Source organism: Pigmentiphaga litoralis, from assembly GCF_014651835.1.
Classification (GTDB): Bacteria; Pseudomonadota; Gammaproteobacteria; order Burkholderiales; family Burkholderiaceae_B; genus Pigmentiphaga; species Pigmentiphaga litoralis.
In genome coordinates this window covers 1,548,918-1,562,485 of sequence record NZ_BMXQ01000001.1, presented here as the reverse complement: position 1 = coordinate 1,562,485, position 13,568 = coordinate 1,548,918, and the positions used below count along the sequence as shown (strand labels likewise).

Here is a 13,568-nt window from a genome sequence, read left to right as displayed (position 1 = left end):
GCGCCTGCCGGCCTCCGCGCCTCCGTATCGCCCTGAAGGATCCGCCCATGATTGAAGTGCATCACCTGAAAGAGTCCCGCTCGCGCCGGATTACCTGGCTGCTGGAAGAATTGGGCCAGCCCTATACCGTCATCACCTATGATCGCGACCCGGCCACCCGGCTGGCGCCGCCCGAACTGAAGGCGATTACGCCGCTGGGCAAGGCGCCCGTCATCCGTGACAACGGCCGCGTGCTGTTTGAGTCGGGCGCCATCATTGACTATCTGGTCCGCCACTATGGCGCGGGGCGCCTTGCGCCACCCGTCGACAGCGAGGACTACGACCGCTACGTGCAATTTCTTCAGTATGCGGAAGGATCGGCGATGCTGCCGGTCATGCTCAAGCTTTACGTGGGCCGGCTGAAGGAAGCCGGTGCGCCGCTGCAGCCGCGCATCGAAAGCGAGATCGACAATCACATCGGCTTCATCAATGATGAGCTCGGCAAGCGCGACTACATTGCCGGCGACGAATTCTCGGCCGCCGACGTGCAATTGTCGTTTGTCGTGCAGCTTGCATTGCAGTTCTACGGCAAAGACAAATGGCCCAATGTGACCGCCTATGTCGAACGCCTGGAGAGCCGTCCCGCCTACAAAAAGGCCCTTGCCGAACACGGCGCATGATCAGGTAATCAAGAGTGACTACGACGAAGGTTCGGGCAGGCATCGCCATGCCCGTCATGTGTCTGGGTGTGGCGGTTGCGCCTGCCTTGCAGGCGGCCGATGCGCCTGCCATTCTGGCCCCGGTGGTCGTGACGACGTCGCGTACCGAGGCCTTGCTCAAAGACGTTCCCGCCTCGGCCAGCGTGGTCGATGGCGAGACCATGCGCGACATGCGCCCGCAGATCAATCTGTCGGAAAGCCTGGGCGCGGTGCCCGGACTGCAGATCCAGAACCGCCAGAACTACGCGCAGGACCTGCAGATCTCGATCCGCGGCTTTGGCGCGCGGTCGACGTTCGGCATTCGCGGCTTGCGGGTGTACGTGGACGGCATCCCGGCCACGCTGCCCGACGGGCAGGGGCAGACGTCGAACATCGACATCTCGTCGGCGGACCGCGTCGAGATCCTGCGCGGACCGTTCTCGGCCCTGTACGGCAATTCGTCGGGCGGCGTGATGCAGGTGTTCACGCAAGACGGCAAAGGCCCGCCCACGCTGGGCGCATCGTTCTCGGCAGGCAGCTATGGCACCTGGCGGTATGGGCTGAAGGCGACGGGCGAATTGGGTACGGCCGGGCGTGCGGGCCAGTTCGACTACGTGCTCGACGTGAACCGCATGACCACCGAGGGCTATCGCGATCACAGCGCCGCCCGCAAGAACCTGGCGAACGCGCGGCTCGGTTGGCGGCTGGATGATGACAGCACACTGACGATGACGCTGAACAGCGTCGATCTGACCGCGCAGGACCCGCTCGGCCTTAGGCGCGATCAGTTCGATACGTCGCCCCGGTCGGCTGCGCTGGCGCAGGAGTACAACACCCGCAAAACGGTGTCGCAGACCCAGGGCGGCCTGCTGTACGAGCGCCGCATTGACGCCGATAACCAATTTCGCGCCATGCTGTATTACGGGTCGCGTTCGACCACGCAATACCAGTCCATTCCGCCTGCGCCGCAGCTCAACCCGACGCATGCGGGTGGCGTGATCGATCTGGATCGCGACTATGGGGGGGCCGATGTGCGCTGGACGCATCGCCGGACGATGGGTGGTCGGCCGGTCGTGCTGATTGCGGGGCTGGCCTATGATTCGCTGGCCGAGCGCCGCAAGGGCTACAACAACTTCACCGGGACCGGCGCGCAGCAGGTGGTCGGCGTCATGGGCGCGCTGCGGCGCGACGAAGACAATACGGTCAGCAACCTGGATCCGTATGTGCAGGCCTCGTGGCAGTTCCTGGACAAGTGGACGCTGGAAGGCGGGCTGCGGTACAGCACCATCCGCTTCAAGTCGGACGACAATTACATCGCGGGCGCCAACGGCGATGACAGCGGCAGCACGCGTTTTCGCAAGGCGCTGCCGGTCGCGTCCTTGCGGTATGCGGCTACGGAACGGTTGAATCTGTATGCGACCGCCGGGCGCGGGTTCGAAACGCCCACGCTGAACGAATTGTCGTACCGGCCCGACCAGACCCCGGGGCTGAACTTCGCCTTGCAGCCCGCCACCAACACGACGGTCGAAGTGGGCGCCAAGTCGACGGTGGCAGGTGGGCTCTTGACCGCTGCGCTGTTCCGTACCACGACCGACGACGAAATCGTCACGGCATCGAACACCAACGGGCGCTCCACGTTCCAGAACGCCGGCCGCACACGGCGGCAGGGTGTCGAACTGGGGTGGGACGGCTACTTCCACGATCAATGGCGCGCGCAAGTCGCCTACACCTGGCTCGATGCGCAGTACCGCGACACGGTCTGCGCGGCGGCGCCTTGCGCCAGTCCGGCGATCACGTCCGGGGCGCGCATGCCCGGGGTGGCGCGCCAGTCCGCATTCGCATCGGTTGGCTGGGTGCCGCCCAAGGGCTTCCGGGCCACCGTGGAAGGGCGCTACCTGAGCAAGGTGTTCGTTGACGATCGCAACAGTGATGCGTCGCCGTCGTACATGGTGGCGGCGCTGGCGGCAGGTTACGTCGCGAACGCCGGCCCCTGGCGGCTCAACCTGTCTGCCCGGGTGGACAATCTGTTCGACCGCCGCTACGCTGGATCGGTGATTGTCAACGAGACAAACACGCGGTATTTCGAGCCCGCGCCGGGCCGCAACTGGATGGTCGGCGGCGGGGCGACTTACACGTTTTGACATGCGGGCGGCTCTTGTGGCCGCCCGTCACTTTTTCTTAGCCTTCTGAACAAGAGGAATGCATCGCCATTCCCGTCCCATGGAGACACCATGCAAGAACCGTCGACCCAGTCCGGGCCGGTGCGCGCCTACGCGGACCCGGCCTACCACCCCCTGTGCGCGACGCTGGCCGATGTGCGCCAGCAGATCGACGCACTCGATGACCAGATCGTTGCACTGATCGCGCAGCGCGCCATGTATGTGAAGGATGCCGCGCGCTTCAAGCGCGATGCCTTCCAGGTGTCCGCCCCGGCGCGCCAGGAAGAGGTGTTTGCCAAGGCGCGTGCATTGGCGCAGCGCCACGATCGCGGCTTTGCGCACCTGGATGACGTGGTCGACGCGACCTACCGCGCGATGGTTGCCGCCTTCATCGCGAACGAGCAGCGTTACTTCGAAAAGATGGTTCAGGTGGGAGACGCAGCATGAGCCGTTTTCCGATCGTTGCTGTCGTCCACCATGCTGTCGTCGACCGTGCTGTCGGCACGCCGTCCGCCATGCGCCGTACCGTGCTGGCGCTGGGGGCGTGCGTGATGGCTGCGGCCTTGGGCGCCACGGCGCTGCCAGCCCTGGCGGCCGATGCCTTTCCATCGCAGCCTTTGAAACTGATCGTGCCATTCGGCCCGGGCTCGAGTCCTGACCAGGTAGCGCGCATCGTGGGCGAGAAGGCCGGCGCGCTGCTTGGCCAGACCATCGTCGTCGAGAACAAGCCCGGCGCCAGCGGCAACATCGGCACCCATGCCATTGCCACGGCCAAACCCGACGGCCATACCTTCGGGGTGTCCATCACCGGACCGCTGGTCAACAACACGTTGCTGTTCGACAAGCTGCCCTATGACCCGGTCAAGGACCTGTCGCCGCTGACCCTGGCGGTGCATCAGCCCAATGTGCTGGTCGTGCGCAGCGACTCCGGCATCGCCACCATTGCGCAGTTGCTCGACATGTTGAAGAAGCAGCCGGGCAAGTCGAACTTTCCATCGACCGGGGCGGGCACCGTGTCGCATCTGTCGGTAGAACTGATGTTGCAGCAGATCGGCAGCAGCGCCACGCACGTGCCGTATCCGTCGTCGCCCGCGGCGCTGACGTCTCTGGTGGCCGGGGACACCCAATTCGGTGCGCTGCCCCCCGTGGCTGTCATGCCGATGGTCAAAGAAGGGCGCCTGAAAGCCCTTGCCGTCACGTCGTCGCGCCGGTCGGCCTTGCTGCCCGACATTCCGACCCTGGCGGAAGTCGGCGTGCCGGGTATCGAAGGGTCCGCCTGGATAGGCTTTGTCGTCGGCTCGAAAGTGCCCGCGCCGATCCAGAAGACCTTGTCCGACGCCCTCATCGCCGCCCTGCAAGACCCCACCGTCCGCAGCCGCCTGCAAGCCGTCTATATGGACCCCGTCGGCGACTCCCCCGCCGCATTCCGGAGCTACATGGACGACGAACTCAAACGCTGGGGCCCCCTGATCAAGAAACTCAATTTGAAATCAGAGTAGGCGTCGCCCATCGCGGGCACAGCGGATCTGGCTCCGCCAGTCCGCCAGTGCCGCCCCTGGGGGAGGCGCAAAGCGCCACGGGGGGGCCATACTGTCATCTGCCTGAAAGCCGAGATGAATAAAGTGCGTCATCACTTACCGAAGGATGACGCATGGACCGCAGGACGTTTGGAAAGAAAGTCAGTGTGATCGCTGCCGCGATTGCTGGATCGGGAGCGCTGGCTGCCTGCGGAGGCGGCGATGATGACGCCGTCGGCGCAACGCCGACCACGCCGCCCACCGCGCCGCTGACCCCGTTGCCCACCGTGCGTTTCAGTACCGACCGTCTCGTGCTGTCCGAACCCATGCTGCAATTGCCCACCGCCGACACGGTCCGTGTGGTGTGGTTCACCGAATTCGAAGGCAAGGATCATCAGGTCCGCTATGGCGCATCGTTCGACCGCGCGGTACCGGCGACCTCGCGCAAGATGTCGCGCATGTACGAGGACAAGACGTCCAAGGTCACGGGCCGCACCTACACCGGCGTGACCGAGCGCGATATCTGGCGCCATGAAGCCACCGTGACCGGCCTGACCGCGGGCGTGCGTGTGCCCTACGTGGCGGTCAGCAGCGATGGCACGAAGGCCATGCGCAGCGACGACAACACCTTGCAAGCCCTGCCTGCCGTGGGCCAGACCACGCGTCTGTTGCTGACGTCAGACCTGCAATTGAAGAAGATGGCCGCGGCCAACTACGAACGGGTGGCCGAAACGCTGGCGCCGATCGACGGCGTGCTGTTTGCCGGCGACCTGGTCAACGTGCCCAACCGCGCCTCTGAATGGTTCGACAACAACGTGCCTGACGCGCCACCGTTCTTTGCAGCGATGCAGGGCACCATGACGAAATGGCAGCCCACATCGACATACACCGGCGGCGCGCTGCTGCAGAACGCGTGGATCATGCCTATCCTGGGCAACCATGAGTATTCAGGCCGGTGGCGCCCGCAGACGAACGACCTGGGCACCATGTTCAATGACCCGCAGCCGCTGTGGTACGCCGAAATGCGCTACGCGCAACAGGCCGCGACGATCAATCCGACCAACGACCCCAAGGTCCGCGCGACCTGGATCGCCGACAATTCCTTCGAGACCATCTCGTATGAAGAGATGTTCACCCTGCCCGAAGGTCCGGACGGCAAACGCTACTACTCGCAGCGCCTGGGCGACGTGCATGTGATCGCGATGGACGGCAACCGCATCTGGCGGGGCTGGGGCGCCAACAGCAAAGGCAAGCTGAGCGAAACGCTTGCGGATGTCAACAATCCCGACGCATGGGGCTTTGGCGACTTCCAGTTCTGGCCTTTCGGCAAGGGCTCGCGCCAGTACACGTGGCTGCAGGGCGTGCTCGATAGCGCCGAATTCAAGTCGGCCAAGTACAAGATCGTGATGGTCCACCAGTCGGTATTCGGCTTGGGCGACAACGCGATCCCGACCATGGCGCAGACCAAGGTCAGCTTCGACTACGAAGACACCAATGGCCAGCGGCGCATTCTGGGCCCGCTCGCGCTGCCGATCAGCCCCGCCACCTGGGCGTCGGACATCCAGCCCATCATTGCCGCCAAGCGCATGCGCTACGTCAAATACGATTATCCGCTGGCAGAAGACGTCTGGAAGACGGACATCGAACCCCTGCTGGTCGCGGCGGGCGTGCAGCTTGTTCATGTCGGTCACTCGCACCTGTGGTGCCGGTCGAAAGTGGGCAACCTCAACTACATCGAGACGTCCAACGTCGGCAACACCTACGGCGCGTACGTGGCAGGCCTGGCGCCCAAGCGGACCGCCATTCCGGCGGTATCGGCCACGCAGCCGCATACGTCGCTGACCTGGAACCAGGCCGACTACCCGCTAGACGGCGACCCCCACGGCCGCCCCATCGTCGCGCCCAACCTGCGCAACGTCATGGCCGAACTGGCCGGCACCGGCAACGTCCCGTTCCTGTCGAGCAACGACATCACGGCCTACAGTGTGTTCGATTCCAAGGCCGGCACCATCAGCAGCTACGCCTTCGACACCCGCTACCCCGCCCGCGCCCCCATCAAGTTTGACGAGTTCCCCTTGATAGGTTGACCAGGCACAGCGCCCGCACCCAGACGCTGCAATAACAGGGGCACAGCGGATCTGGCTCCGCCAGTCCTCCAGTGCCGCCCCTGGGGGAGGCGCGAAGCGCCGCGGGGGGGCTCAATACGACGAGTTCCCCCTGATCGGTTGACCAGGCACAGCGCCTCGCACCAAGCCACCGCAGACAAGGGCACAGCGGATCTGGCTCCGCCAGTCCGCCAGTGCCGCCCCTGGGGGAGGCGCGCAGCGCCTAGGGGGGGCTAAAGTTGGCATAATCCAGCATGCCTCCAGATAACCATAGCGCCGGGCTCAGCCGGCGCCAGTCTATTCTCATTTTTGCCTGCTTCGCGATCGCCTATTTCTGCTCGTACGGCCTGCGATCGGTCAATGCCGTGCTTGCGCCCTACATCACGCAGGACCTCAAGCTCAACACATCCCAACTAGGCTGGCTATCGTCAGCCTTTTTCGTGTCCCTGGCCGTCATGCAGGCGCCACTGGGTGTCTGGCTTGACCGGTTCGGCGCGCGTCGTGTCGAGTCCAGCCTGTTGGTGGTCGCCGCGATCGGATCCTTCATTCTGGTGGCGGCCGAGGGCTTCGCACTCACCTCGCTGGGCCGCGCGCTGATCGGATGTGGCGTGGCCGCCAGCCTGATGGCGCCGTTCTCGTATTTCCGCCGGTGCTATCCCGCCGACCGCCAGCCGCAACTGGCTTTGTGGATCCTGGTGGCGGGGACGGGCGGGGCCGTGTTCTTCACGACTCCCGCGGCTGCGCTGGCGGCGGCGTGGGGCTGGCGCAGCGTGCATCTGGCGTCCGGCATTTCGCTTGCGGTGATCGCCGCGTTGCTATGGCGCTTCGTGCCCGACGCCGACGTGCAGCGCCTGCCGGCCGGACAGGCATCGGAAGACGTGTCGCTGCGCCGCCTGTTGCGGCATCCGGTCATCCGGCGGGCCATGCCGCTGGCGGCGGTCGGGCAGGGCAGCATCATCGCGTTGCAGACCTTGTGGGCAGGTCCGTGGATGACGGACGTGCTTGGCATGAGCGCCAGCGAAAGCGCGAGCGGATTGCTGTGGGCCATGGTCGCGATGATGACGGGGTATGTCGGAATGAGCGTGCTCAGTCCGCCGCTGCAGCGCCGCTTTGGCCTGACCCCCATCGCGCTGGTGGGTTACGTGATCTGCATTTCGGCCATCTTTCTGATCGCCGTGTTGCCCATGCGGGAAGCGTGGGTGCTGTGGCTGGTGGTAGGCGTGGGCGTGGCGCCGATCATGCTGATGCAGCCCGCGCTGGCCATGCAATTTCCCAAAGAGGCCGCCGGCCGTCTTGTCACGCTGTACAACATGTTCGTATTCGTGGGCGCCTTCATCGCGCAGTGGTCGGTAGGATTGGTGGTGGACCTGCTGATGGCGACTGGTCTCTCGCGTCCGCATGCCTTCATGCTGACACTGGGTGGTGTCGCGGTTCTGCAGACCACCGCCTTCTTGTGGTTCCTGCATCAGGAACGTGTTGTCCGGCGGAACGCCACTTGCTGAGTTGACGCCACTGCCACCATCAGGGGAATGTCATGCCGCTCAGTACACTGGCCATCAATTGCACGCTTAAACCATCGCCGAACGACTCGTCTTGCGGACTGCTGCTCACGCGCATCATGGAGCTGTTCAACCAAGCCGGTGCGCCCGGGGAAATCATCCGCGCCGTCGACTACACCATCAAGCCCGGCGTGACGGCCGACGAAGGCGAGGATGACGACTGGCCCGCCCTGCGTGACAAGGTGCTGGAAGCCGATATCTTGCTGCTGGGCACGCCGATCTGGCTGGGCCATCCGTCCAGCGAATGCCAGCGTGTGCTTGAACGCCTGGATGCCATGCTCAGTGACAGGGATGAAGGCGGTCGCATGCTGACCTTTGGGCGCGTGGCGGCGGTGGCAGTCGTCGGCAATGAGGACGGCGCCCATCACGTCGCGGCCGAACTCTTCCAGGCCTTGAACGATGTGGGCTACACGATTCCGGCATCCGCCACCGCGTACTGGGTTGGCGAAGCCATGCAGGCGGTCGATTTCAAGGACCTGCCCAGGACGCCAGACAAGACGCAGGGCGCGATGGAAGTGCTGGTCAACAATTGTGTGCACCTGGCCAAGCTATTGAAGCAGGGCCAGTATCCAGAGGTGAAATGACAACGGCCCGCCGATAAGGCGGGCCGTTGAATCTTGCCTGCGGCCCGCAATGAAGCGGGCCCTTGAACATCATGTGCGGCCCGCCGACGAAGCGGGCCGTTGTCTTGCCACCGACACTTATCGAGACTTCGGCGCCGGTGCTTGCGGAGCGCCTTGCATCTGGCGCAGCATGGCGCTGCACTTGGTGTCGTCTTCGCCCGCGCTAGGCGCGATCAGTGCCAGCAGGCCGGCAGCCGGAGCGGCCACCACACCCAGCGCCACCATCCCGGCGGCCCGTGCGGCCAGCGGACCGATGTGGACACCCGGCTTCGGATCCTTGAAGGTGCCACGCACATACAGCGGCGAGCGCAGCGAAAAGATCCGGAAGCCCTTGCTCTTGGGGGTGATGTCCAGGTCCATCGCTTCGGTCTTGAAGTTGGTTTCACCCGTCACGTTGATGATCGCGTTTTCGGTGTCGAACACAAACATGTTGGGCGTGGCCAGACCGTTCTTGATGTTGATGTCCGACGCCGCGCAGTTGATGTTGACCTCGTCATCGCCAAACAGCTTGCTGACCACATAGTTGCCGACATTCAGGCCAGCGATTTCCATCAGGCTCTGGCTGACCACGCCATCGTTGATCAACAGCTTGACCTCACCGTTGGACGAGCCCAGCAAGGTAGCGACCGAATTGCCCGTGCCGGTAATGGCCGCATCGCCATTCATTTCGCCCAGGCTCTTTTCCATCGACTTGGCATCCGCGAACAGTTGTTTGAGTTCCAACTTGCGGGCGCCAATCTTTACCCGTCCCTGCATGGGTGTCTTGGACCCATCCAGGGCGATAGTCGAACGCATCGTGCCGCCCGCCATGCCAAAGTTCAACGGATCGAGCGTCAGCTTTCCGGCATCCAGCACGGCATGGACATCAAGATTCGAGATCGGCAGCTTGGCGCTGTGCACGATGCGCTTGGCGGCCAGCGACACGTCGGCGTCCATATCGGCCCAGCGTTCGGTGCGAAACTCCTGCACTGGCAGCGCCTTGTCGGCGGGCTGTTTGGTCGCGCTGTCGGCAGGCTTTTTCGCGCCGCCCGATTGCACGCCCACCAGCGGGCCAAGGTCTTCAAGGCGCAGCAGGTTCGACGTCAGGCGTCCGGTCAGCTTGGGTCGGGGCGTGATCTTGTCGAAGCTGACGTCGCCATGGATATCGCTCTGGCCGACCTTGCCGTTAAAGCCGCGGTACTCGAAGTGCCCGCCTTCCGGCCGGCTAATTTCCGCGACCAGACGTCCGTCGGTCGAATACGGAGGGGTGTCCGGCAGCGCCACGCCAATCAGCGGGAACAGATCGGCCATGCTCGCGCCCGACAGCTTGAGCTTCACGTCCAGCTTGCCAAGGTTCATGGGGTCGGTAAACGTGCCGACCACCGATCCGCGCGTATCACCCACCTTGACGTTCGCTTGCAAGGGGAAGGGCACGTCGGATTCCCGAAGGGCCAGCATGCCGCCGATCTTGCCGTCGCCGCTCAAGGACTGCGCGTTGTACTTGCCCTTGACCGCCCAGCCGAACACATAGTCGCGCAGGTCGGCCTTGCTGATGGCGCGTGCATCGTTGGCGGCGGCTTCGCCGGCCAGTTCCGCAAACGGAATCGGCTTGCCGAGTGGATCGATCGCAACTTCGAGATCCGCTTTCAGGGTTTCGTCGATGAACGCCACGCGGCCGGTGTCAAAGGCGATTTCGTTCAGGTCGATGACCCATGACGAAGGCGTGTCGTCGTCGTCTTCCTTCATCTTGAATTCCCAGTTCGCGCGGCCGTCGGCCAACCGTTGCAGGTCGGCGCTGGGCTTGGTCAGCTGGACATGGCGAATCACCACGCGATGCGCCAACAGGGGCAGAGGAGACAGGCTGAATTCACCGCGCTGCAGGCTGGCAAATTGCGGCGCCTTGCCCCAGTCGGTGTTGGCCACGCTAATGTCGTTGGCGGTAACGTGGGGCCACGGTATCAAGCCGCGCCATCCGGTGGTATCGGCGTCACGCGCCCAACGTACGCTCAGGTCGCCATTGATCGCAAATTGACGGCCGATGGCCTCGGAAACTTTTTCATTGATCGTCGGCTTGAGCCGGTTCCAGTCGAAGGTCGCAATCACGATCACGAGGATCACGATCAGCAGGACCAACGTGCCGACGATTCCCGCGGCAATTTTCTTGTTTCGCGTCATTCGTCAGTTTCCTTAGAACGCTATGGGCGGTAAAGCAGTCCCGTCGGCGCCTGTTTCGGCGCCGCGAGTCTGTGTCCTCAGCAAGTCGCGTGCCCAACAGTGGGACACGCCCCGTCGTCAGGCCTTGGCCTTGACCGCGTCGGCCAGCGCCTTGCCATATTGCACGGCATCTTCGTACAGCTTCTGATAGTGGTCCGCCTGCTCGTCGGTCATCTCGACATCCGGATCGGTCAGGAAGGGGAACAGGAAGCGCGCGGCTTCGCCGTACGTGTCGGTCGACGCCATCCACTTTTCGTAGATGTCGGGATGCGTTTCCTGCAGGCCCGCAACAATGTCTTCGTGCCGTGACCGGAGGGACGCGGGCTGCTTCAAGGTCTTGAGCAAGCGGCGGGCTTCGGCCGTGAACAGCGCCTGCAGCTCTTCTTCGGTTTCGGTGTGGTCGTCGCCGTCTTGCGGGTTGGGGGTCGTCGTCATGAAAGGCTCACTATAAATATCAGATCTTGTCGGCGTTCTCGTCGTCACCCAGCAGCAGCAGGTCGTCGAGTTGCTGTACCAGCAAAAACTTGTCGATCAGGTTCAGGAAGGGGCTCGATACATGGCGATGCCGCACCGACGTGGCCATCTGCATCGCGTTCTGTCCCTCGTCGTTTTCAAGCGCAAAATCCGCGCCCAACTTGATGAGTGTCGTGACCAGCGCGGCGTAGCCCGATGACGAACCATCAAGGAATCGGCTGGTCTGGGTCAGGCCGGCCACAAGGTGCGACATGGTAAACGAAAGGCGCGTGACCAGCCCGCCGCGCAGGCTCTCGGCATGGCCATAGGCATTGACGCCCAGGCCCAGGTCTTCGTCCGACAGCAGTGAAATCGACTCGGCCACCTGGTGCAGGTGGGCCGCCTGCAGGTGGGGCCCGGCAAACTCCGCCAGCAACCAGTTGGCGGGATTGAACGTGTCGATCAGGCGCTCTGGAAGGCGCCGCGCGGCGGCCAGCGCTGCATCGGGATCTCTACGCAGGGCGTCGATGAAACTGCGCTGATCCGGGTTGAGTTGGCCGCCCTCTGGAAGCTCGAACGGCGCCGGGATGCGCAGGATGCGGACGTCCACCGGATCTTCGGCATGGCGCAGCGAGGTCAGGAAGTCGTCTTCGGCGCCGTCGGCATAGGTGAACAACGGAAAGGCGCTGTGCAGCCGCGCGGTGTCTGCACCGTTGTCGGCTGCCTGCAACCCGGCCAGCACCGCACCGAGCCGGTATCGTTTCGGCGGTTCGGCCGCGTGGACCGTATGCGTTTCAGCCGGCAAGCGCCAGACATCGAGCAGGTCGGCGGGCACGCCTTTGAGCGTGCTCAACGGGTCGGGTGCAAGCCCCGCCTGGTGGAGCGCGGCGACGTGCTGACCCGACAGGGGAGTGTCGGCGGGCATGGCCGCAAGGCGCACAAGAAGATCGTTCTGAAGCATGGAGCAGGCCTCCGTCATGGCAGGCGTCCATCATGGCACAACTCAATACGGCCCCAGCATGTGCGCATAGAAACGATCGACATCGGCCTGGGCCCCCGCCTTCATGCGGTCGTTGCGGACCAGGCAGCTTGCATCGTTTTCGAGCCCGCCGGCTTCACCGACCTTGCGTGATACGTCCTGCACAAACGCACAGCGCGGGTAGCGGCGCTCCCCAAAGGCCTGCAGCGTATTCGTCAGCGAGGCGTCGGCCGTCCTGGCTCCGAGCATCTCGGCCAGGACCACTGCGTCTTCCAGCGCCATGGCGCCGCCTTGTCCCATGAACGGGGTCGAGGCATGCGCCGCATCGCCAATCAGTTGCACCCGTCCACGATGCCAGGGCAGGGGCAGCCGCACCTCTTCGACCGACGTGTAGAGGGTTTCGGTCGCGGGCGACAGTTCTTCCAGGTAGCGCCGTGCCGGCCCCTGGAACTCGTCGAACTTGGCGCGCATGTGCGCATGCCACGTGTCGGGCGCGTACCAGGGCCGCCCGGGCTCGTTGCTGGTGGCGTAGACATAGAGCGTGTCGTGCGAAATCGGCATGACGCCGAAGCGTTTTCCGACACCCATCATCAATAGCTTGCTAACGACGTCGGCGGGCCGGCGGTGGATGCTGCGCCAGACCCCAAAGCCTGTATAGATCGGTTCGATGTCACCCAGCAGCAGGGACCGCACGCGTGAGCGGATGCCGTCGGCGCCCACTACCAGGTCGCAGGAAAGGGCGGCGCCGTCGCTGGTGTGCACCATGACCGGACCGGCTGCGGGCCCAGCGGCCGCGCCGTCATCGATGGCATTCACGCTCGTTCCCAGGCGGATCTCGACGCCCAGCGCCTGCATCCGCGTGGCCAGGACACAATGCATTTCCGCCCGTTTGATGCCGATGACCGGGGGGATGCGGCCCCCTTCGGCTGACGGGTAGAACACGTCAACGATAGGATCGCCACGATGATCCAGGTAGACGTTCTCGCCATCTGCCACGACAAAACCCGCCGCCAGGATCTCGGGCAGCACGCCGATGCGGTCCAGGGCGACCAGGCCATTGCTGTAGATGAAGATGCCGGAGCTCTGGAAGGCCCATTCGGACTGCTTCTCGAGCACGGTGACCCGGTGCCCGTCGGATGCCAGCGCGATGGCAAGCGCGGATCCGGCAATGCCGCCGCCGACGATAAGCGTGTGAAGGGGAAGCGTAGCGGTCATGGCTTTACGGGAGGGAACGAGGAAGCGTCATTGTTCGCGACGCGGCGGGCCACGGCAACCGCCCGGCGAGCCAAACACCCCACGATTC

General features: G+C 64.2%; 11 protein-coding genes. 7 read left to right on the top strand and 4 right to left on the bottom strand.

Going from position 1 to position 13,568, the window contains the following annotated elements:
- Positions 1–47 precede the first annotated feature (47 nt).
- The 7 genes from IE116_RS06930 to IE116_RS06900 all read left to right on the top strand — a co-directional run bounded on the left by IE116_RS06930 (position 48) and on the right by IE116_RS06900 (position 8,601).
- Positions 48–659, top strand: a complete 612-nt coding sequence (locus IE116_RS06930) for a glutathione S-transferase family protein (protein WP_189610969.1) — start codon at positions 48–50, stop codon at positions 657–659.
- 47 nt (positions 660–706) lie between these two features.
- Entirely contained in the window at positions 707–2,818 is a 2,112-nt protein-coding gene (locus tag IE116_RS06925; RefSeq protein ID WP_189614487.1) for a TonB-dependent receptor family protein, read from the top strand.
- A gap of 90 nt (positions 2,819–2,908) precedes the next feature.
- Positions 2,909–3,283 carry a chorismate mutase gene (locus IE116_RS06920; protein ID WP_189610967.1) on the top strand — a complete coding sequence of 125 codons (375 nt, stop codon included), beginning with the start codon at positions 2,909–2,911 and terminating at the stop codon, positions 3,281–3,283.
- A 104-nt stretch (positions 3,284–3,387) separates the two neighbouring features.
- Entirely contained in the window at positions 3,388–4,335 is a 948-nt protein-coding gene (locus tag IE116_RS06915) for a Bug family tripartite tricarboxylate transporter substrate binding protein (RefSeq protein WP_229828404.1), read from the top strand.
- A gap of 152 nt (positions 4,336–4,487) precedes the next feature.
- Entirely contained in the window at positions 4,488–6,440 is a 1,953-nt protein-coding gene (locus tag IE116_RS06910; protein WP_189610965.1) for a fibronectin type III domain-containing protein, read from the top strand.
- A 272-nt stretch (positions 6,441–6,712) separates the two neighbouring features.
- Positions 6,713–7,960, top strand: coding sequence for an MFS transporter (locus IE116_RS06905; protein ID WP_189610963.1), 1,248 nt, complete (start codon positions 6,713–6,715; stop codon positions 7,958–7,960).
- A 32-nt stretch (positions 7,961–7,992) separates the two neighbouring features.
- Positions 7,993–8,601: a flavodoxin family protein gene (locus IE116_RS06900; protein ID WP_189610961.1), complete on the top strand. Its 609-nt coding sequence runs from the start codon at positions 7,993–7,995 to the stop codon at positions 8,599–8,601.
- 117 nt (positions 8,602–8,718) lie between these two features.
- On the opposite strand, the gene IE116_RS06895 is transcribed toward IE116_RS06900, so the two are convergent.
- From IE116_RS06895 to IE116_RS06880, 4 genes are all read right to left on the bottom strand, one after another.
- Positions 8,719–10,794 carry an AsmA family protein gene (locus IE116_RS06895; protein ID WP_189610959.1) on the bottom strand — a complete coding sequence of 692 codons (2,076 nt, stop codon included), beginning with the start codon at positions 10,792–10,794 and terminating at the stop codon, positions 8,719–8,721.
- 117 nt (positions 10,795–10,911) lie between these two features.
- Positions 10,912–11,268 carry a hypothetical protein gene (locus IE116_RS06890; RefSeq protein WP_189610958.1) on the bottom strand — a complete coding sequence of 119 codons (357 nt, stop codon included), beginning with the start codon at positions 11,266–11,268 and terminating at the stop codon, positions 10,912–10,914.
- A 19-nt stretch (positions 11,269–11,287) separates the two neighbouring features.
- Complete coding sequence (locus IE116_RS06885) at positions 11,288–12,247, bottom strand: hypothetical protein (RefSeq protein ID WP_189610956.1); 960 nt, start codon at positions 12,245–12,247, stop codon at positions 11,288–11,290.
- A 42-nt stretch (positions 12,248–12,289) separates the two neighbouring features.
- Positions 12,290–13,480 (bottom strand): FAD-dependent oxidoreductase, encoded by a 1,191-nt coding sequence (locus tag IE116_RS06880; protein WP_189610953.1) that lies wholly within the window; start codon positions 13,478–13,480, stop codon positions 12,290–12,292.
- Positions 13,481–13,568: the final 88 nt, after the last annotated feature.

What these genes read in the sequence shown, in the direction of transcription:
- IE116_RS06930 (WP_189610969.1), top strand. Translation starts at nt 48, where the DNA reads ATGATTGAAGTGCATCACCTGAAAGAGTCCCGCTCGCGCCGGATTACC.
- IE116_RS06925 (WP_189614487.1), top strand. Translation starts at nt 707, where the DNA reads ATGCCCGTCATGTGTCTGGGTGTGGCGGTTGCGCCTGCCTTGCAGGCG.
- IE116_RS06920 (WP_189610967.1), top strand. Translation starts at nt 2,909, where the DNA reads ATGCAAGAACCGTCGACCCAGTCCGGGCCGGTGCGCGCCTACGCGGAC.
- IE116_RS06915 (WP_229828404.1), top strand. Translation starts at nt 3,388, where the DNA reads ATGGCTGCGGCCTTGGGCGCCACGGCGCTGCCAGCCCTGGCGGCCGAT.
- IE116_RS06910 (WP_189610965.1), top strand. Translation starts at nt 4,488, where the DNA reads ATGGACCGCAGGACGTTTGGAAAGAAAGTCAGTGTGATCGCTGCCGCG.
- IE116_RS06905 (WP_189610963.1), top strand. Translation starts at nt 6,713, where the DNA reads ATGCCTCCAGATAACCATAGCGCCGGGCTCAGCCGGCGCCAGTCTATT.
- IE116_RS06900 (WP_189610961.1), top strand. Translation starts at nt 7,993, where the DNA reads ATGCCGCTCAGTACACTGGCCATCAATTGCACGCTTAAACCATCGCCG.
- IE116_RS06895 (WP_189610959.1), bottom strand. Translation starts at nt 10,794, where the DNA reads ATGACGCGAAACAAGAAAATTGCCGCGGGAATCGTCGGCACGTTGGTC.
- IE116_RS06890 (WP_189610958.1), bottom strand. Translation starts at nt 11,268, where the DNA reads ATGACGACGACCCCCAACCCGCAAGACGGCGACGACCACACCGAAACC.
- IE116_RS06885 (WP_189610956.1), bottom strand. Translation starts at nt 12,247, where the DNA reads ATGCTTCAGAACGATCTTCTTGTGCGCCTTGCGGCCATGCCCGCCGAC.
- IE116_RS06880 (WP_189610953.1), bottom strand. Translation starts at nt 13,480, where the DNA reads ATGACCGCTACGCTTCCCCTTCACACGCTTATCGTCGGCGGCGGCATT.